This window comes from Halomonas sp. KM007 (assembly GCF_050709225.1).
In the GTDB taxonomy this organism is placed as follows: domain Bacteria; phylum Pseudomonadota; class Gammaproteobacteria; order Pseudomonadales; family Halomonadaceae; genus Vreelandella; species Vreelandella hamiltonii.
Map to the genome: position 1 here is coordinate 1,264,905 of NZ_CP136131.1, position 16,106 is coordinate 1,281,010.

Genomic DNA, 16,106 nt, shown 5'->3' on the forward strand with positions numbered 1-16,106 from the left:
GTGCGCATCTGGGCGTTAGCCTGGCCCATCATCCTCTCCAACATCACCGTCCCGCTGCTGGGACTGGTGGATACCGCCGTGGTGGGCCACCTGCCCGACCCTCGCTATCTGGCAGGCGTCACGCTGGGGGCCACCCTGTTCAGCTTTCTCTATTGGGGCTTCGGGTTCCTGCGCATGGGCACCACTGGCCTGGTGGCGCAAGCCATGGGGCGCGATGCGCCCAGCGATGTACGCAACCTGCTGGGCCAGTCGCTGATCATCGCCGCCGGGATTGGCGTGCTGCTGATCCTGCTGGGCTCCCCCTTGATCTCGCTGGGGCTGTGGCTGCTGGACGGCAGCGCCGAGGCCACCCCGCTGGCCCGGGAATACGCTGAAATCCGACTCTGGTCGGCCCCTGCCGTGCTGGCCAACTATGCCATCCTGGGCTGGTTTCTGGGGCAGCAGAATTCCCGAGTGACGCTGATGATCCTGCTGCTGACCAACGGTGTGAACATCCTTCTGGACGTTTGGTTCGTGGTGGGGCTGGACATGACCAGTAACGGCGTTGCGCTGGCCAGCGTGCTGGCCGACTACAGCGCGCTGGCATTTGGCGGTTATCTGGTGATGCGCCAACTGGGGCTTCTCGAGGGCCACTTTCAGCACCAGCGGCTGCTGGCACGGAACGCCTATGCGGCGCTGTTCAATGTCAACGCCAACCTGTTCGTGCGCACACTGGGGCTGCTGTTCGCCATGGCATTCTTTACCGCCCAGGGGGCTCGCCAGGGGGATACCGTGCTGGCCGCCAACGCCGTACTGCTGCAGTTCATCATGCTGACCAGCTACGCCCTGGATGGCTTTGCCCACGCCGCAGAATCGCTGGTGGGCAGAGCCTACGGGCGCCGTGATTGGCCAGCATTCGCCGCCACCGTCCGGGCCGCGGCACGCTTCTCCTTCTGGACCGCCGGGGCCGCCGCCCTGCTGTTTGCTCTGTTCGGCAACCAGCTAATTGCCCTGCTCACCGGGCTGGAAGAAGTGCGCGCGGTGGCCGCCGTCTATCTACCCTGGATGGTGCTGATGCCGTTGATCGCCGTGTGGAGCTACCTGCTGGACGGCGTTTTCATTGGTACCACCGCCGTCAGCCAAATGCGTAACAGCATCTTTGCCGGGCTGGCCGTCTACCTGCCCTGCTGGTGGTGGCTGCAGGATGCTGGCAATCATGGCCTGTGGCTGGCACTCACCCTGTTCACCGTGACACGTTCGCTGGTGCTGATCCTCTATTACCGCCACTACCGGCGCACCCGGTGGTGCGACCATCCAGCTCGCTAAGCTAGCGTTGAAGCCCACAACGGGCGGCTTTGGCCAATTACGCTAACGTGAGCTTGAGGGGGCCGCTCCATGAGTCGTCGAGGGGTGAAAATTATGCCGCACCGCCGTATATTAGCCGCGCACTTCCTAATAACGAATAAAGAGAGCACTGCATGCTAAAACTCATCTCGAAACCGGCGGTCAAGCTGGTCGAACGCTATTTACCCGACCCGTATATATTTGTGCTGCTGCTGACCCTGGTAGCGGCGGTAGCGGCCATCGCCGTCGAGCGACAAACGCCCCTGGCCGTACTGCGCATGTGGGGAGATGGCTTCTGGGGCCTGCTGACCTTCTCCATGCAGATGCTGCTGGTGCTGGTCACCGGCTTCATGCTGGCCAGCTCGCCGCCGGTCAAGCGCATCCTGCAGAAAATTGCCGGTACCGCCAAAACGCCGGGCGGGGCCATCATTCTGGTCACGCTGGTCTCGCTGGCCGCCAGCTGGATCAACTGGGGCTTCGGCCTGGTCGTCGGGGCCCTGTTCGCCAAGGAACTGGCCCGCCTGATCAAGGTGGACTATCGCCTGCTGGTGGCCAGCGCCTACTCCGGCTTCGTGGTCTGGCACGGCGGGCTCGCAGGCTCGGTGCCGCTCACCATCGCCACCGAGGGGCATTTCTCTGCCGATCAGATCGGCGTCATCAGTACCAGCTCGACGATTTTTGCCTTCTTCAACCTGGCCATCGTGGTGTGTCTGTTCATTGCCGTACCGCTGGTCAATCGTCTGATGCTGCCGGATGAAAAGGACAGCGTGTATGTAGACCCCAGGCTGCTGGATGACGAGCCCGAGCCCGTCGGTCGCATTACCCGTCCTGCCGAAAAGCTCGAAAACAGCATGCCGCTGGCCCTGCTGGTGGGTGTACCTGGCCTGCTGTTCTTGCTGGACCACTTCCTGCTGCGCGGCGGCAGCCTGAACCTGAACGTGGTGAACTTCATGTTCCTGTTCCTGGCGATCGTGCTGCACCGCACGCCGCGCAACCTGCTTACCAGCCTGAACGAAGCCATCAAGGGCGGCGCGGGCATCGTCATCCAGTTCCCTTTCTATGCGGGGATCATGGCCATCATGGTGCAGTCGGGCCTGGCGCAGAGCATGTCGGAGTGGCTGGTCTCGTTTGCCACGGCTAACTCGCTGCCGTTCTGGTCGTTCATCAGCGCCGGTATCGTCAACCTGTTCGTGCCCTCCGGCGGCGGCCAGTGGGCCGTTCAAGCACCGGTCATGCTACCGGCGGCCGAAGCACTCGGAGCGGATATCGCTCGGGTCGCCATGGCGGTTGCCTGGGGCGACGCCTGGACCAACCTGCTGCAACCCTTCTGGGCGCTGCCGGTACTGGCCATTGCCGGGCTCAAGGCCAAGGACATCATGGGCTTCTGCCTGATCCAGCTGTTCATTACCGGCGCGATCATCTCGGTAGGGCTGGTCTGGTTCTAAGCCACCCGCTACGCTGTTGACCACCCGCCCCACTCGGCCAGCGTGCCAGGGGGCGGGTATTTTTTGGCTTTCAAAAGGTGATCTCCATGACCGACACGACGCTTGAACACAGCCCACTGCCTGGCCAGCACGAACTGTCCATGACGGTCCTGATGACCCCCGACATGGCCAATTTCAGTGGCAAAGTGCATGGCGGTGCTATCCTGAAGAAGCTGGATGAGGTGGCTTATGCCTGTGCCAGCCGCTACTCGGGCCACTACGTGGTGACGCTCTCGGTGGATCAGGTCCTGTTCAAGCAGCCCATCCATGTGGGTGAGCTGGTCACCTTTTTGGCCAGCGTCAATCACGTTGGCCGCTCCTCCATGGAAATCGGCATCAAAGTGGTGGCGGAAGACATTCGCGCCAAGCTGATACGCCACACCAACAGCTGCTACCTGACCATGGTGGCCGTGGACGAGCAGGGCAAACCGGCTCGCGTGCCGCCGCTGGCACTGGAGACGCCGCTACAGAAGCTGCGCTTCGAAAAAGCCGCCCTGCGCAAGAAGCTGCGCAAGCAGGCCGAACAGGAAGAGGAGCGGGCCCAGCAGCATCACCGGCAGCGCTAGTCGCTGCCCTATTCGTCATGACAAGGAGTCACCATGCCCATCAGGCGGCGCTACCCCCATCTGCCCAAGGGGGTCGAATACGCACATATCGGCTGGGATTTGCTGATTCTGACGGCAGTGGCCGTCAATTTGGGCCTGCTGCTGTTCGACTCGCTGTTTCTGATCGAGCCACTCAATCAAGCCTTCGCCGCCATGGCCCCGAGCGCCCATGCGGCCTACGACACGACGATCCATAGCCGCTTCACCACCATCGACCTGATGTTTGTCGGCCTGTTCGTGGCCGATGTCCTGCTGAGCTGGACGGTGGCCATCGCCGAACGGCGCTATCACCGCTGGTTTTTCTACCCGTTCGTCCACTGGTACGACGTACTGGGCTGTATTCCGGTGGGCGGTTTCCGGCTGCTGCGCATCCTGCGTGTGGTGTCGCTGCTGCACCGCTTGCATCGGCTTGGCCTCATCACGGTCACCCAGTGGCCGCTCTATCGCTTCTTTGCCAAGTATTACGACATTCTGCTGGAAGAGCTCTCGGACCGTATCGCTCTGCGCCTGCTGGGCAACGTTCAACAGCAGATCACGTCCAGCGGCTCCCTCTCGGAGCGGGTCATCGAGCGGGTCATCATGCCGCGCAAACGTCAACTGATCCATGAGATCACCCAGCGCCTGGAAGCCACCGCAGGGCAGGCCTATCAGCAGAACCGCAGCGCCATCCAGACCGCCATCAGCGAGCTGGTCAGCCGTACGCTGCGCGAAAGCCCGGAGATCCGTCGCCTGCAGCGCCTGCCCATGGGGCACGCGGCGTCCAGCGCTCTGGAAGCGTCGCTGAGCGGCGTTGCCCAGCGGCTGGTGGACGAGATTGCCCAGCAGCTGCACTCCCCGGCCTTTCGCCAACTGTTGGAGCAGACCGCCGACAGCGGCTTCGATAGCTGGCTGCAGGTCGACCAGAGTAGCCAGCAGGTAACCGAGCAGGTGCTGCTGGATATTCTGGAGATGCTCAAGGAGCAGGTAGCGCGACAGCGCTGGAAAGATCGCTACGAGTGAGGCGGCTGGCCACGGGCCCTGGCATCAAACGGTGGTGGTGGCCAGCGGCGGCTGCGCCAGGCTGGCACGTACGGTGTTCAGCGCCGACGCCAGGGCGGGCCGGTCCGGTGCTGCACCGATACAGATGCGTATGGCCTGAGGTGCCGGGGCACTGCCCACGCAGAAAGGCTCGGCGCTCTCCACCTTGACCCCCTCCTGCTGAAGCCGCGTACACAGCTCCAGGGCACGCACGCCCTCGGGCAGCGCCAGCCACACATTGCTTCCAGATGGCCGACGGCCCAGGGCATAGCCTGCCAGGAGCTGTTCGGCAAGCATCTGGCGGGCCGTCAACTCACCGGTTTGCCAGGCCAGCAACTCGCTGGCCGCTGACTGAGCAATCCAGTGGCAGACAACATCCACCATCAGCGGCGGCACCATCCAGCTTTGCGCCCGCACCCCCGCCGCAAGCCGCTCCAGTAGCGCTGGCGGTGCACGCAGCACGCCGATACGCAGACCACCCGCCAGCACCTTGGCCGTGCTGAACACGAACAGCGTGCGCTCCGGGGCCAGCTGGTAGAGCGGCGTACCGCGCTGCTCTACCGGCAGGTACTGAACGCCATCTTCCAGTAGCCATATATCGTATCGCCGGGCTAGCGCCACCAGCTGGGTGCGGCGCTCTTCGCTGAGGCAGGTGCCCGTCGGGTTGTTCTGATCGGGGGTCAGATAGATCAGCCGTGGCGGCTGGCGCGCGCACTGCGCCTCCAGCGCTGCCATGCTCATGCCCTCCTGGTCGAAGGGGATACCGACCATTTTCAGATGAGCCTGCTGCGCAGCGCTGATGGCGCCGGGATAAGTCAGGGCGTCGGCGGCGACCAGCTCGCCGGGGCGCAGCAGGGTGCTCAGCACCAGGCTGATGGCATGCTGCCCACCCTGGGTCACCAGCAGTTCGTCGGCCGCCAGGGCCATGCCAAGCCGGCCCAGCCAGCGTGCCAACAGCTGGCGATGGTGCTCGCTCCCTTGCGCCCCGGAGTAGGTAATTCCGCGTTTCAGCACGTCCGGTTCGCTGCTCAGGGCCTGCAGCGCCGTACTCAGCGCCTGGGCTCTCAATGGATGGGGCGGCGGCAGGCTCAAGCTGAGGTCGGTCAAACCGCTCTCCCGCTCATGGAGCGTATCGAAGACGTGGCGAGCTTGGAGCGGCTTGACATAGGTGCCACTGCCCACACGGGCCGTGACCCAGCCGCGGTGCTCTGCTTCGGCATAGCCGCGGGTGACCGTACCTACCGTGACGCCCAGCGCATCGGCCAGATGCCGCTGAGGTGGCAAGCGCGTACCGGGCGCCAGCTCACCCCGCTGGATGGCCTCTCCGATGGCCAGCGCAATGGCGCGATAGCGAGGACCGCTATGCGAATCGATATGTGGCACCCAAATTGTCATGGTGACAATAAAAACCTTTGACGGTGATCAAGGGGCAATTATGCTGGAAATCAGGCAGGCAAAACAACTCAAACTAAAAATTGTATGGGTACAAAATGAACAGTGAATGGCTAGTATTGGGCCCGGCAGCGCTTTACATGTTGTCCATGACGCTCACCCCAGGGCCTAACAACCTCATGCTGACCGCCTCCGGGGCCAACTTTGGCTTTCGGCGCACCCTACCCCACATGTGGGGCATTCTGGGCGGCTGCTTTTTGCTGTTCTCGGCCATAGCGCTGGGGCTTGGCGTTCTGTTCGAACGCTTTCCCGTGGTGCAGAACCTGCTGCGCTGGGCAGGCAGCGGCTACTTGCTGTACCTGGCCTGGAAGATCGCCACGGCACCGCCGCCCAACCTGAACCGCCAGCAGCGCAGTGTGCCGCTCACCTTCTGGCAGGCTGCCATGTTTCAGTTCGCCAATCCGAAAGCGTGGGTGATGGGACTGGCCCTCATGGCCAGCTTTTTGCCGCAGAGCGGGCAGCCCGTGGTGAACGCCCTGGTATTGGCAAGCTTTGCCGAACTGGTCGCGCTACCCTGCATTGCCCTCTGGGCCGCGTTTGGCAGCGCCATCGGGCAATGGATCAAGAGCGACCGGGCATGGCGGGCCTTCAACATCACCATGGGGGTGCTCACCGCTGCCTGCGTATGGCTGATACTGCGTTAGCCGCAGCGCACGGCCTCGATCAGCTCGTCACTGCCCAGCACAATGTTCAAACGATCTTCCCGGTAATCCATGGTCGCCGCGCTGTCAGGCCGCAATACCCGCACATGCCGGGAACCGCTCTCGTCGCGCAGCGCTTCGACAAGGGCTTCGTCGAAAGGCGAGCCAATGGCATGGGCCACGGCATCGGCATCACAGACCGCCTCGGCGTCCACCGGCGCGCTGCCGACCACGGGAGGTTCGGGAGCTGGTTCACTGGGAGCCTGGGACGAACAAGCGGCCAGCAGCAAGGTAGCCAGCAACGCCGTCAGGGCACGTGTATGTCGGAAGGTGAAACGGGGAAGTGGCATGCGTGTTCCTCAAGAAAAGCGCTTGATGGTCGTCCTCTAAAAGCAAGGGTCAGGCATGACTGCCTGACCCTTGCTTGCTCAAAGCCCGCCTTGATCAGCTAGCGGCATCCTGAACGGCACGACCACCTTCCTGAACATCCTGGCCTGCGCCTGCCACGGTATTACAGCCCGCCAGCGCACCGGCAGTGATCAGCAGGATAAAACTTGTCGCCAGTAATTTTTTCATCATGTTCTCCTTAACAAGTGATGTCGCCTTCGAGCCTCCCTTCGTCGAGAACGAAGCGGCTCCCGTCTTAGCGTAACAGATTTTCGGTATTTCGCCTGCTATGCTGCAGCCTTGAACCTACGCTTGCCATCAAGCCCCACCTGGAGACGTCACTTGGCCGACCTGATTCTCGACCCTCGCCTGGAAGCAGACACTTTCCCACTGGCCGACTTGCCCCTGTGTCGTGTGCTGCTCATGAACGATGCCCGTTACCCTTGGGTGGTGCTGGTGCCCCGCGTCAACGATGTCAGCGAAGTCTTCGAGCTAAGCGACGCAGACCAGGCACAGCTGTGGCGAGAAGCTTCGGCTCTGGGAGCGGCCATGAAAGAGGCCTATCACGGCGACAAACTCAATATCGCCACCTTGGGCAATGTGGTGAGCCAACTGCACCTTCACGTAGTGATCCGCTACCGCGACGATGCCAGCTGGCCCGCCCCGGTATGGGGCAACGGCACGCCTGAGCCGTATGAGCTTGCGGACCAGGGAAAACAGCGTGAACAGCTGCTGGCCCTGATCAATGGCTTGAGCATCTAGGCTGCCTCAGCCGCCGGGCAGTACACTGCGACTCGGCGGCTCGCTCAGCAGCGGGCCGCTGGCAGGCTGAGCTGCTCCCGCCAACGACAAGGAGACGCCCAGCGCCACGATCAGCGCGCCCCCCGTGAGGGCGACCCATCCCGCGACTTTCTCCACCACTTGCTGGCTCTGCTGTCGTTCCAGCCGCCGTGTCGCCCAGCCCCGCGCCACGATACTGGCCATGGCCAGCGCCGAAACGGTGATGCCGGTACCTAGCGACATGACCAGCACCGAGGCCACCCCCACATGGAACTGCCCCAGCAGGCTGGCAGCCCCCAGCATCAACACGGCGCCGGTACAGGGGCGCATGCCAATGGCACCCACCGTCATCAACGCGGTACGCCACTCCAGCGCCTGCTGTGGCTCGATATGGTGGGCTCCGCCGCAGCAGTGGGCATGATCGTGGCTGTGGCTGTGGCTGTGGCTGTGGCTGTGGCTGTGCTCATGATGGTGGGGCTCGGCCACCGGTGCCTGCGCGCGATGAGCGTGGCGCAGTTGCCTGATGGCACGCCAGCATAGCCAGACGCCCAGCAGCGCCACCAGCAGAAAGCTCGCCTGTTCCACCCAGACCACGCTCCCCATGGCCTGCCGAGTGACCCATCCCAGCCCGTGCACCAGCACCACGACCATGACGATGGCCGTCACACCCTGCAGCAAGGAAGCCGCAAACGACAGCCCCAGTGCACGCCGGGTCGCTCCCCCATGGGAAGCCAGGTAAGTGGCCAGCACCGCCTTGCCATGACCAGGCCCCGCAGCATGAAACACGCCATAGGCGAAGCTGACTCCCAGCAGCGTCATCCACGTACCCGTAGACGGCGTGCGGGAGAGTTCCGTGATGGCCAGCGTCAGGCTGCGATGCAAGTCGCGCTGCCAGCCCAACAGCTGGTAGCTGACGCCCTGCAGATTGCTTTGCACGACCCAGACCAACAGGATGGCACACAGAATACCGCCTGCTGCCCAGGCCAACTGTTGTCGTGTTACCGGCATCCTCCCTCCACGGCAAAAAGATATAAAGTAACAAACTGACATACGATAGCAGACGTCTGCGTCAGCGGCAATCCACCCTGCCGGTCTCGGCAAAGTGGCGCCCCAGGCCCGGCTCACCCTCTTCGTCCACGTCCAGCAGGGCTGCCTGCAGCACCAGTTCGGGGTCTGGATCGGCCGCGATGATGCTCAGCTCGCAGGCGGGCTCGCCATTCAACACCAGCGCCCCCTTGCTGGGGCCATCGTTATCGGCCTCATGCACCACTTCGATGTAATAGGTAGGGTCAAAGACCTGGTACTCCAGCACGTTGCCTTGCAACGGCTGAGGGCTCTCCAGGGGCAGTATGAACATGAAGGTTAAACGGCCATCCCGCTCCATGGCGGTATACTCCGTCACCTCGCCAAAGGCCAGCCGCTCGCGGTTGATACGCAGCTCGGTAAAGTAGTGCTGGGGCACCAGATTGTCGCGGATATCGCTGCCCAGCTGGTCCAGGCCCTCTTCCAGCGACGCGCCGGGCACCTGCTGCAGCTCCTCGAACACCACCAGGCTGTAAAACGGATCCATGCGCCAGGTTTGATGCACGCCAGTGGCCTCACCCGCCTCGTTGGTGATCACGCGCATGCTGAGATCGATCCAGCCATGGGGGTGCGCCCATACGTTACCACTGGCCAGCCCAAGCCCCATGCCCAAGGCTACCCCTTTCATCCACCTCCAGCGGTTGGCTGTTTTCCACGTCACGGTAACTCTCCTAATCTGCTTTGTAACTCCACCAGCCACGGGTCCAGCACATAGGGGGGAATCGGCTGACTGCCGCTGAGCGCAGATACCCGCACCCGCGTGCCGCCGCCCGATTCGCTCACTTGAAGCTGCAACCGGTAGCCGGGCCAGCGGGCCAGCACCGCTTCCGCCCGCCCCAGGGACATATCGGCATGGCGCACCACATACCCCTGTTCGATCATCATCGCGACGGCCTCACGGAACGTCTGCTCGGTATCGGCACGGTAGTGCAAATCGCGGCTTTCCAGCGGCTGCGTCGTTGCACATCCGGCCAGCCACAGCAGTGTGACCAGCGCGGCTCCCCACTTGATGAAACGGCTCATAAGCCCCCCTGCCCCTGGGCCTGTTGAAAGGCTGTTTGAAAGCGTCCGCAAAAGTCATCGTTACTGGCGCTGTAGGCCTCGCGCTGCTCACCGAAGTGATCGAAACGGCGAATGTCCCGAGACAGGCGTAGCTGCGCGTCACTGACCAGCACCGATACACGCTCCACTTCCGTGGGCGTTTGACCGACGCCCGCACCAAAACGCCCGCCCACGCCCAGGCCGATGCTGGAGCCGCGACCCACGCCCACCCCGCCAAACAGCCGGAAGCCGCTGCCGTAGGGGGAGTAATAATCATAACGGTCATAATATCCCACCAGCTCGCGCTCGCGGGAGGCGCTCACCAGGCTAAGCCGAGTGTCGGTGGCGTCCAGGCTAAAGCCCCACGCTTCCAGCACATCGACAGCACGAGTGACCGCCGCCAGGGAGTCGGCTGCCTGATGGACCGGGAATGCACAGGCCGCAGCAGGCCCAGGCTCGGCCTGGGGCAAGCGGTCTGGCACTGTCTGGCAGCCGGCCAAGGCCAGCAGGCAGGTCATGCTGATCGGGATAACCTTCATGTGAATTCCTCTTGCCCTTTGTGCGACTGGTGTGCGGTCCAGCAGCACGCTAAGCTCGCTGGCTAACACGAAAAAGAACGACAATACGCTGAGACAACGTTTCAAGGAGGTTGTGCGATGAATGTACTGCTTTGCCCGGATAGTTTTAAGGATGCCCTGAGCGCCGAACAAGCGGCCCAGGCCATGGCACACGGCATTACACGGGCGGCACCCTCGGCCATCACGCACCTCTGCCCGCTGGCCGATGGCGGCGAGGGCAGCCTGGATGCCTTGATGGCAGCCACTCAGGCAGAGTGTCGCACGCTCACCGTTCAAGATGCCCTGGGCAGACCCCGCCAGGCCCGCTGGGGCTGGCTTGGCGAGCAGCGTACCGCATTTATCGAGCTGGCAGAAGCCAGCGGCTTGCAGCACGTGAACAGCGACGAGCGCAACGCCCTGCACACCAGCACCCATGGCGTAGGCGAACTGTTCCTGGCGGCCCTGGACGCCGGTGCCACCCAGGCCCTGCTCCTGTTGGGCGGTAGCGCCACCAACGATGCGGGCGCCGGCATGCTTCAGGCGCTGGGGGCCAGGCTGCTCGACCAGCATGGCCAGCCGCTGCCTCCCGGCGGGGCTGCCCTGCAGCAGCTGGCCACGCTGGACCTCTCCACCCTGGACCCGAGGCTGGCCAGCCTGGACGTCACGGCCGCCGTGGACGTGGATAACCCGCTGCTCGGTGAGCGCGGTGCCAGCGCCGTGTTCGGGCCGCAAAAGGGGGCCAGCCCCGACGACGTGGCCACCCTCGACCGCGCTTTGGGGCACTTTGCCACGCTCGCCGCAGAAGCCCTGGGTCGCGATGACCGAGACATGCCAGGCGCGGGTGCCGCGGGCGGCATGGGCTTTGCCGCCAGCAGCTTCTTGAACGCCAGACTCTCGCCGGGTATCGACATGATCATGCAGCAGGCCCAGGTGAGCAGCCTGCTGGCCAAGGCGGATCTGGTGATCACCGGAGAAGGCCGCCTGGATGGCCAGAGTCTCTCTGGAAAGACCCCGATTGGCGTGGCCCGTGCCGCCCAGCGCCTGGGTAAGCCGGTCATCGTGCTGGCGGGCAGCCTGGGGGATGGCTGGCAGGCCTGCTTGAATGAAGGCGTCACCGCCGCCTTTGCCCTGGCCGATGGCCCCATGGGCCTGGAAGACGCCCTGCCGCGTACCGCTGAACTGCTCAGCGACCGCTGCGACAGCATAGCCCGGCTGTGGCTGGCCCATTGACGGCGGCGTCCCCCTTGAAAAATCGCCGGGTCGCCAACATCTCTTGAATAAGTTGCGATGAGTCAGCCGTCGCCAGCTCACCGCCGGTCATGGCAGGCCGCTATGGTGGCGATGCAAAAAACCTGTTTTGCATTGGCCAACCAGGGCCTTAAGCTGGAAAAAACGAAACGATGGAGGAGCAGACAATGGAAGATACCAACAGCATTGGCCTACACGAAGGCAGCGCCAGCCAGCTTGCGGAAAAGCTGAATCATCTACTGGCCAACTACCAGATTTTCTACATGAACGTGCGGGGCTACCACTGGAACGTCAAAGGTAACGACTTTTTCGAGCTGCATGCCAAGTTCGAAGAGTTCTATACCGACCTGCTGACCAAAGTGGACGAAGTCGCCGAACGCATCCTGACCCTGGGGCACAAGCCTGTCCACGCCTACAGCGACTACATCGCCCTGTCGCGCATTCAGGAAGACAAGGACGTCCACGACGGCAAAACTTGCGTCAAAGGCGTGCTCAGCGGATATCAGACATTGATCGAGCTGCAGCGCGAGCTGCTGTCGCTGGCCTCGGACGCCGACGACGAAGGTACCGCTGCTCAGGCGGGCGATTACATTCGCGAGCAGGAAAAGACCGTCTGGATGCTCAACGCCTACCTGGGCAAGTAGGCCTCTCGACGGCGCACCGCCGAGACACCACCCACGGCACCCTTGCGGTGCCGTTTTTGTTGCCCGCCAATGTCGCTGGGCGGGCATGGCTGATCAGACCTGGCGACTGGCCGAGTCGGCAGTTTGCCTGGCCAGGGTTTCGATCAGGTCACGCAGCATGGCCCAGAACTCCGCCACGGAAGCGATTTCGACGCGCTCGTCCGGTGAGTGAGCCCCGCGAATCAAGGGCCCGAACGAGATCATGTCCAGATGAGGGTACTTGCTGCCCAGAATCCCGCACTCCAGCCCGGCATGAATGACCTTCACCTCCGGAGCATGCCCCATCAGCGCCGCATGGCGAGTATTGAAGGTGGCCAGCAGCGGGCTTTCCGGGTTGGGTGCCCAGCCTGGGTAACCATTTTCGACCTTTACGCGGGCGCCCATCAGCCCGAACAGCGCCTGGAAGCGCCCGGCCATGGCCATCGCTGCGCTGTCGTGCAGCGAGCGCACCAGTGCACAGAGGTGAAAACGTCCCTGCTCAACGCTCAGCACGCCAAGATTGTTGGAGGTTTCGACCACTCCCGGCACATCGGCGCTCATCCGCTCGACCCCACAAGGAGCCGCATGCAAGGCGGCCAGCAGCATGGCGCTGGCGTCGCGGGTCAGCGGTTCGGCCTCGGCAGGGGCCGCTTGCGTAGCCGTCAGCACCAGGCCAGGGTCACCGCTGCCCAGCTCCGCCTTGAGCGTTCTGGCGAGGGTTTCCACCGTGGCCAGCGCGGCCTCGACATCGTCGGCGGGCAGCGCCACCTGGGCAAAGGCTTCACGGGGAATGGCATTACGCAGGGTGCCGCCCTGATAGCTCACCAGCCGCGCATCGAAGGCTTCCAGCGCCCACAGCACGCGTACCAGCAGTCGGTTGGCATTGCCCAGCGGCTTGTCGATATCCATGCCCGAATGACCGCCCTTGAGGCCGGTCAAGGAGAGCGAGATGACCTGCTCATCGGGCTGCAGCGCAGCACCAGGCAGCTGGGCATCCACCACCACGTCGGCACCGCCCGCGCAGCCGATGTAGACCTGGCCACGGTCTTCACTATCGAGGTTGAGCAGCAGTGAGCCCTCGAGCCACTGCTCGGCCAGATTGAGCGCCCCGCCCATGGAGGTTTCTTCCTCCAGGGTGAACAGCGCTTCCAGCGGCCCGTGGGTCAGTTCCGGGTCCTCCAGCACGGCCAGAATGGCAGCCACGCCCATGCCGTTGTCGGCCCCCAACGTGGTGCCTTCAGCGTGCAGCCACCCCTCCTTGACCACCGTACGAATGGGGTCCCGCGTGAAATCGTGGGCCTGGCCAGCGTTGGCCTGCGCCACCATGTCCAGGTGCCCCTGCAGGATGATGCCCGGCGCTGCCTCACACCCCGGTGATGCGGGCTTACGGATACGCAGGTTGCCGAAGGCATCCCGGTCATGGGCAAGCCCCAGGCCATCGGCCCAGGCTTCCAGCTTGGCGACCAGCGCTGCCTCATGGCCCGATGGCCGAGGGGTATTACACAGCGTGCGAAAATGCTGCCACACCAACGTGGGCGCGAGCGCTTCTAGATGTGCGTTCATGGAAACTCTTCGTCATCGATAACCGGGCTACTTTAACCGCTCCTGCCCATCCGAGAAAAGCACCGACGCGGTCATCAGCTGCTGTGTCACTCGGCGCAGTTGCTGCGTGGCTTCGCGCGGGGCATCGGCCAGCGGCTGATTCTGATAGGCCCAGGCCACCAGCTGCTGATGCGCTAGCCGAGCCTCTCCCAGCGGCGCACGGCTGGCCTCTCGCCCCAGCGCCTGCAAGGCAGCCCGCGCCAGGGCGGGGTCGCGATGGGCATAGGCCACGTCGTGGATCGTTTGTCGCTCCACGGCACTCAGCGGCCGTTCAGGCAGCTCGGACAGCAGCAGCGCTACCACCGGCGCGGGCAAATCGCGTAGCTCGAAGGCCAATAGCCCCTGCAAAGACGCCACAAAACCTTGCTGCATACTCTGCAATGCGGCCTGGCCGGTCTCGTTCAACGGCTTGGCGACCATGATGGCATACTCCCCCGTGGCGGCTTCCCGCGTCACGCCCAGACGTACCGGCGTGAACCCAAGGGCCAGCCAGAATGACAGCAGCCCCGCCTCTGCCCCGAAGGTAGCACCATACAGCGCCACGCCCTGCTCTGCTGCGCTGGCCATATCGGCTGCCAACAGCCTGCGCCCCAGCCCTTCGCGACGCCGCTCGGGGTGAGCTGCAATGCGCACCACCCTGCGCCAGCGGGCGGTCAACGCCTCGCGATGGCCCCCGTGAGCCGCCAGGGACTGGGCCAGCAAATGCCCCTGGGGCCGCCGTTGGCCCAGCGCCACCTGTTCGGCCAGCGCCGGGTCAAAGCCGCCCTCCTCCCGAGTGACCAACACTGCCAGCGGCGCCGCCTCGGTGGCCCCCGTGGAAGCAGCCGAGGCATGCCCCTGGCTTGCCATCACCATGCGCAGCTGCGTGCCGGGGCCATCCATCAGCTGGCGCAAGTCGCTGGGGGTGGTGCGATAGTGCGACTGCACCAGCAGGCCAAACAGCTGCTCCAGCAGCGGTTCGTTGGCGGCTAGCTGTGCCTGGCTCACGCTGAGGGTCTGCGCGTCGATGAGGCCATGCGCGTGGGTCTCAGGCAGCGGCGCGTTCAGCAGCAGCGCCTGTTGAATGACGCTTTCCAGAGGGTCATTGGCTGCCCAGCGAATCGGGGTTTCCAGGGTCAGCTCCCGCCACTGGGGCGTCTGGCGCTCGAGCACCTCCCGAAAACGCAGCGCAAAGCCCCGGCCAGAGCCCTCGTAACCATGCACCGTCGTGGCAAAGGCCATACGCGGGAACGCGGCCAGCCAGCGGGCCAGCATGGCCGCCGGGAGTGCTGCGGCCTCATCCACCAGCAGCAGCGCCCCGCTGCCTCCCAACGTGCCCTGAGCCAGCTGGGTATCGAGCACGTCTGGCGGCAAGAAGCACAGCGAGCTTTCCGTGGCAGGCAGCTGCATCTCGTGGCCGCGGCGCTGCGCCTCAGGGCACAGCGCCATGACACGCTCGAACAGGCTGTCCACCGCGCTGGCCCTGGGGGCGGTGACCAACAACTGCGGGTAGCTCCCCTGCTGCAGCAAGCGCGCACAGGCAATGCCCAGCGCCGCGCTTTTCCCGCGCCCTCGGTCGGCCGTGATGACCAGCGGGCGACGACGCTTGAGCTTGCTCAGGGCCGTGACCGCACGGGCCTGATCGGGCGTCAGGCAGGCGGGGTCTTCAGGGCGGCGTGGCGAGGGCTGCCCGGCGGGCAGCCTGGAAAGCACCAGCGGGCCAGCCACCGGCCAGCGCACCACCTGGGGCGAAGCACCCAGTTGGCGTGCCAAGCGTGCCAGGTAAAAGCTGCTCAGCGCGGTCCAGTGCCAGGGGTGGTCGGCAAAGCGTGCGTAGTTCGGGTCGGGGCGCTCGCCCCATGGCTCGGGGGTCACCAGCAGCAGTATGCCGCCCGCCGTCAGCGTGCCGGCCAGCGCGCCCAGGGCATCCGGGTCCAGCCCGTCACGGCCGCTGACGTCCATGACGATCAGCTGATGCTCGGCCCCCAGTCGCGTGCGCGCTTTGGCTGCGGGCAGGCAAGGCGACACGGGAGCTTCCTGCGGGTCGCCCACCCACAATGGCGCTTGCCACGGCTGGGCGTGCCACAGCGTGAGCGCCAGTCGGCGAGCGTGCTCGGCAGGCCCACTGAGCCACACGAGCCCCCGCCAACGGCGGCGTTGCCAGCGCCGCGCATGGCCCACCAGTAGTGATATGCGGCGGTCATCACTTGCTTCGCTCATCACGCTCCTCAAGGGTCGATTGCTT

17 protein-coding genes are annotated in these 16,106 nt (G+C 64.3%); 8 read left to right on the plus strand and 9 right to left on the minus strand.

Annotation, left to right across the window (positions count from 1 at the left end; genetic code table 11):
* From RVM27_RS05865 to RVM27_RS05880, 4 genes are all read left to right on the plus strand, one after another.
* Positions 1 to 1,305, plus strand: a complete 1,305-nt coding sequence (locus RVM27_RS05865; protein WP_498957567.1) for an MATE family efflux transporter — start codon at positions 1 to 3, stop codon at positions 1,303 to 1,305.
* 152 nt (positions 1,306 to 1,457) lie between these two features.
* Entirely contained in the window at positions 1,458 to 2,768 is a 1,311-nt protein-coding gene (locus tag RVM27_RS05870) for a short-chain fatty acid transporter (protein ID WP_039182868.1), read from the plus strand.
* Between the two features lie 86 nt (positions 2,769 to 2,854).
* A complete protein-coding gene (locus RVM27_RS05875; RefSeq protein ID WP_039182865.1) occupies positions 2,855 to 3,373 on the plus strand; it encodes an acyl-CoA thioesterase in 519 nt (172 codons plus the stop codon).
* 33 nt (positions 3,374 to 3,406) lie between these two features.
* Positions 3,407 to 4,411, plus strand: coding sequence for an ion transporter (locus RVM27_RS05880; RefSeq protein WP_498957568.1), 1,005 nt, complete (start codon positions 3,407 to 3,409; stop codon positions 4,409 to 4,411).
* Between the two features lie 24 nt (positions 4,412 to 4,435).
* Here the strand turns inward: RVM27_RS05880 and RVM27_RS05885 are convergent, their stop codons facing one another.
* On the minus strand, positions 4,436 to 5,824 hold the full coding sequence (locus RVM27_RS05885) for an aminotransferase-like domain-containing protein (protein WP_498957569.1): 1,389 nt from the start codon (positions 5,822 to 5,824) through the stop codon (positions 4,436 to 4,438).
* A 95-nt stretch (positions 5,825 to 5,919) separates the two neighbouring features.
* On the opposite strand from RVM27_RS05885, the gene RVM27_RS05890 reads away from it, so the two are divergent.
* The gene (locus RVM27_RS05890; RefSeq protein ID WP_287805514.1) at positions 5,920 to 6,525 is read left to right on the plus strand and encodes a LysE family translocator; all 606 of its coding nucleotides are present in this window, start codon (positions 5,920 to 5,922) and stop codon (positions 6,523 to 6,525) included.
* On the opposite strand, the gene RVM27_RS05895 is transcribed toward RVM27_RS05890, so the two are convergent.
* A complete protein-coding gene (locus RVM27_RS05895; RefSeq protein WP_498957570.1) occupies positions 6,522 to 6,872 on the minus strand; it encodes an I78 family peptidase inhibitor in 351 nt (116 codons plus the stop codon). The two genes, RVM27_RS05890 and RVM27_RS05895, sit on opposite strands and share 4 nt — an antisense overlap.
* A gap of 94 nt (positions 6,873 to 6,966) precedes the next feature.
* Positions 6,967 to 7,098, minus strand: coding sequence for an entericidin A/B family lipoprotein (locus tag RVM27_RS05900; RefSeq protein ID WP_039182850.1), 132 nt, complete (start codon positions 7,096 to 7,098; stop codon positions 6,967 to 6,969).
* A gap of 153 nt (positions 7,099 to 7,251) precedes the next feature.
* On the opposite strand from RVM27_RS05900, the gene RVM27_RS05905 reads away from it, so the two are divergent.
* Positions 7,252 to 7,671, plus strand: a complete 420-nt coding sequence (locus RVM27_RS05905) for an HIT domain-containing protein (RefSeq protein WP_287805510.1) — start codon at positions 7,252 to 7,254, stop codon at positions 7,669 to 7,671.
* A gap of 6 nt (positions 7,672 to 7,677) precedes the next feature.
* On the opposite strand, the gene RVM27_RS05910 is transcribed toward RVM27_RS05905, so the two are convergent.
* The 4 genes from RVM27_RS05910 to RVM27_RS05925 form a co-directional block, all read right to left on the minus strand.
* On the minus strand, positions 7,678 to 8,697 hold the full coding sequence (locus RVM27_RS05910) for a nickel/cobalt transporter (RefSeq protein ID WP_498957572.1): 1,020 nt from the start codon (positions 8,695 to 8,697) through the stop codon (positions 7,678 to 7,680).
* Positions 8,698 to 8,758: 61 nt separating this feature from the next.
* Positions 8,759 to 9,400, minus strand: coding sequence for a DUF1007 family protein (locus RVM27_RS05915; protein WP_287805577.1), 642 nt, complete (start codon positions 9,398 to 9,400; stop codon positions 8,759 to 8,761).
* 29 nt (positions 9,401 to 9,429) lie between these two features.
* Positions 9,430 to 9,795 (minus strand): lipoprotein, encoded by a 366-nt coding sequence (locus RVM27_RS05920; RefSeq protein WP_081136383.1) that lies wholly within the window; start codon positions 9,793 to 9,795, stop codon positions 9,430 to 9,432.
* Positions 9,792 to 10,352: a hypothetical protein gene (locus tag RVM27_RS05925; protein WP_287805502.1), complete on the minus strand. Its 561-nt coding sequence runs from the start codon at positions 10,350 to 10,352 to the stop codon at positions 9,792 to 9,794. The genes RVM27_RS05920 and RVM27_RS05925 overlap by 4 nt, the downstream gene beginning before the upstream one ends.
* Before the next feature lie 117 nt (positions 10,353 to 10,469).
* Here RVM27_RS05925 and RVM27_RS05930 point away from each other — a divergent pair, with 117 nt between their 5' ends.
* On the plus strand, positions 10,470 to 11,600 hold the full coding sequence (locus RVM27_RS05930) for a glycerate kinase (protein WP_498957573.1): 1,131 nt from the start codon (positions 10,470 to 10,472) through the stop codon (positions 11,598 to 11,600).
* A 185-nt stretch (positions 11,601 to 11,785) separates the two neighbouring features.
* Entirely contained in the window at positions 11,786 to 12,262 is a 477-nt protein-coding gene (locus tag RVM27_RS05935; RefSeq protein WP_287805498.1) for a Dps family protein, read from the plus strand.
* A 93-nt stretch (positions 12,263 to 12,355) separates the two neighbouring features.
* On the opposite strand, the gene RVM27_RS05940 is transcribed toward RVM27_RS05935, so the two are convergent.
* Together RVM27_RS05940 and RVM27_RS05945 are read right to left on the minus strand one after the other, a co-directional pair.
* Positions 12,356 to 13,843: an aminoacyl-histidine dipeptidase gene (locus RVM27_RS05940; protein WP_189463897.1), complete on the minus strand. Its 1,488-nt coding sequence runs from the start codon at positions 13,841 to 13,843 to the stop codon at positions 12,356 to 12,358.
* Positions 13,844 to 13,870: 27 nt separating this feature from the next.
* Positions 13,871 to 16,081: a tRNA(Met) cytidine acetyltransferase TmcA gene (locus RVM27_RS05945; RefSeq protein ID WP_498957574.1), complete on the minus strand. Its 2,211-nt coding sequence runs from the start codon at positions 16,079 to 16,081 to the stop codon at positions 13,871 to 13,873.
* Between the last annotated feature and the right edge of the window lie 25 nt (positions 16,082 to 16,106).

What these genes read in the sequence shown, in the direction of transcription:
- RVM27_RS05870 (WP_039182868.1), top strand. Translation starts at nt 1,458, where the DNA reads ATGCTAAAACTCATCTCGAAACCGGCGGTCAAGCTGGTCGAACGCTAT.
- RVM27_RS05875 (WP_039182865.1), top strand. Translation starts at nt 2,855, where the DNA reads ATGACCGACACGACGCTTGAACACAGCCCACTGCCTGGCCAGCACGAA.
- RVM27_RS05880 (WP_498957568.1), top strand. Translation starts at nt 3,407, where the DNA reads ATGCCCATCAGGCGGCGCTACCCCCATCTGCCCAAGGGGGTCGAATAC.
- RVM27_RS05885 (WP_498957569.1), bottom strand. Translation starts at nt 5,824, where the DNA reads ATGACAATTTGGGTGCCACATATCGATTCGCATAGCGGTCCTCGCTAT.
- RVM27_RS05890 (WP_287805514.1), top strand. Translation starts at nt 5,920, where the DNA reads ATGAACAGTGAATGGCTAGTATTGGGCCCGGCAGCGCTTTACATGTTG.
- RVM27_RS05895 (WP_498957570.1), bottom strand. Translation starts at nt 6,872, where the DNA reads ATGCCACTTCCCCGTTTCACCTTCCGACATACACGTGCCCTGACGGCG.
- RVM27_RS05900 (WP_039182850.1), bottom strand. Translation starts at nt 7,098, where the DNA reads ATGAAAAAATTACTGGCGACAAGTTTTATCCTGCTGATCACTGCCGGT.
- RVM27_RS05910 (WP_498957572.1), bottom strand. Translation starts at nt 8,697, where the DNA reads ATGCCGGTAACACGACAACAGTTGGCCTGGGCAGCAGGCGGTATTCTG.
- RVM27_RS05915 (WP_287805577.1), bottom strand. Translation starts at nt 9,400, where the DNA reads ATGAAAGGGGTAGCCTTGGGCATGGGGCTTGGGCTGGCCAGTGGTAAC.
- RVM27_RS05920 (WP_081136383.1), bottom strand. Translation starts at nt 9,795, where the DNA reads ATGAGCCGTTTCATCAAGTGGGGAGCCGCGCTGGTCACACTGCTGTGG.
- RVM27_RS05925 (WP_287805502.1), bottom strand. Translation starts at nt 10,352, where the DNA reads ATGAAGGTTATCCCGATCAGCATGACCTGCCTGCTGGCCTTGGCCGGC.
- RVM27_RS05930 (WP_498957573.1), top strand. Translation starts at nt 10,470, where the DNA reads ATGAATGTACTGCTTTGCCCGGATAGTTTTAAGGATGCCCTGAGCGCC.
- RVM27_RS05935 (WP_287805498.1), top strand. Translation starts at nt 11,786, where the DNA reads ATGGAAGATACCAACAGCATTGGCCTACACGAAGGCAGCGCCAGCCAG.
- RVM27_RS05940 (WP_189463897.1), bottom strand. Translation starts at nt 13,843, where the DNA reads ATGAACGCACATCTAGAAGCGCTCGCGCCCACGTTGGTGTGGCAGCAT.
- RVM27_RS05945 (WP_498957574.1), bottom strand. Translation starts at nt 16,081, where the DNA reads ATGAGCGAAGCAAGTGATGACCGCCGCATATCACTACTGGTGGGCCAT.